General features: G+C 66.2%; 2 protein-coding genes and 1 tRNA gene (1 of these 3 only partly in view). 1 reads left to right on the forward strand and 2 read right to left on the reverse strand.

Features of this window, described 5'->3' with window-relative positions; translation table 11 throughout:
* Window positions 1-14 (forward strand) — tRNA-Glu (locus U9983_RS25095) (it extends 242 nt beyond the left edge of the window).
* A gap of 225 nt (window positions 15-239) precedes the next feature.
* On the opposite strand, the gene U9983_RS25100 is transcribed toward U9983_RS25095, so the two are convergent.
* A complete protein-coding gene (locus tag U9983_RS25100) occupies window positions 240-422 on the reverse strand; it encodes a hypothetical protein (RefSeq protein WP_322756377.1) in 183 nt (60 codons plus the stop codon).
* A gap of 85 nt (window positions 423-507) precedes the next feature.
* A partial coding sequence (locus U9983_RS25105) for a helix-turn-helix transcriptional regulator (RefSeq protein ID WP_322756378.1) occupies window positions 508-742 on the reverse strand: 235 nt, incomplete at its 5' end.

A 742-nucleotide genomic window follows, 5' to 3' on the forward strand; every position in this document is an offset into this window, starting at 1 on the left:
TCCCGTTGGGGGCACACTCCGATCACCAGCCGAAACCCCTGTCTCACCAGGGGTTTCGGCCTCACGAAACCCCCTCAGGCTGTCCGGCCGTATCCGACCGGCACCGGCGGACTCCGGCAGGCCGTGCCGAAGTGGTGCCGAAGTTCGCCGGGCGCCTACGTTCGCCAGACTCTCGATCTTGGTCCGAACGGGAGTCCGAGCATGCTCGATACGTGATTTACGGTGAGAACCGTGGTCCCTCAGCGATCGGTGGGCAGCAGGCCGGGCCCCCAGGCGGGGTTGGGCGTCACTTCGCTACCGGAGGTCGGGTGGCTGTAGCTGGGGCCAGCAGAGCTCGGATGTGTCGTGAGACGTTGCCGGGCACCGTTGACATCGACGAGATCGTCATCCGGCTGATCGACCCGCACCCGACCGCTACGCATCGGGGAATCCTGTACCGATCATGCTTGCCGCCCGAACAGGCCCGAACACCGCTGAGCGCGCAGCGCATCCGCTCGCCGGCAAGCGTCATCGATCGCCCAGGAGTGACGTCGGTCTGGGCAGGGGTCGAGGCGGCTGGCTGCTGAGGCGGCTTTCACGTTTCGCAGCTGCGACCAACGCCTTCGTCATGCTGTGGTCCGCGTTCAGAAGACGGCAGATCCGCTCGGCGTCCTCGGACGTCACCTTGCGCTTCCCGGTCTCGATCCTTGAAAGCGTCGCCTGGCTCAGGCCAAGCCGAGCTGCAAAGTGCAGGGTGGACTGG

Source organism: Protofrankia sp. Cas3, assembly GCF_963555955.1.
In the GTDB taxonomy this organism is placed as follows: Bacteria; Actinomycetota; Actinomycetes; order Frankiales; family Frankiaceae; genus Protofrankia.